Annotated in this window: 1 protein-coding gene; it reads right to left on the reverse strand. The window is 64.4% G+C overall.

What is annotated here, in order from left to right; translation table 11 throughout:
- Nucleotides 1–167: 167 nt before the first annotated feature.
- On the reverse strand, nucleotides 168–407 hold a 240-nt coding region (locus tag EN807_RS32850; protein ID WP_281405244.1), incomplete at its 5' end, for an rRNA adenine N-6-methyltransferase family protein.

Here is a 407-nt window from a genome sequence, read left to right on the forward strand (position 1 = left end):
CGGGATTGCTGGACGAGAAAACGGTGAGATCGCCCTTTCCTTCTTCCCGTCAACGGGGAGAAGGTGGTCCGAAGGACCGGACGAGGGGCAGCACCATACCTTCGCAACTTCGCACTGCCCTTCATCTGCCTGCCGGCATCGTCTCCCCGTGAACGGAGAGAGCGGAGTTAGACCGCATTGGTCAGCCGCACGAACTCCTCGACGCTGAGTGTTTCCGCCCTGCGCGTCGGGTCGATCCCCGCTCGTTCGAGCAAGGCCTCGCCGCCGAGGCTTTTCACGCTCTGGCGCAGCATCTTCCGGCGTTGGCCGAAGGCGGCTTCCGTGACTCGGCCGAGTTTCTTCACATCGGCGGGCAGGGGTGTCGTGCGCGGCTCCAGGTGCACCACCGAAGAGGTGACCTTGGGTGG

Source organism: Mesorhizobium sp. M5C.F.Ca.ET.164.01.1.1 (assembly GCF_004792125.1).
GTDB classification, from domain to species: Bacteria; Pseudomonadota; Alphaproteobacteria; order Rhizobiales; family Rhizobiaceae; genus Mesorhizobium; species Mesorhizobium wenxiniae.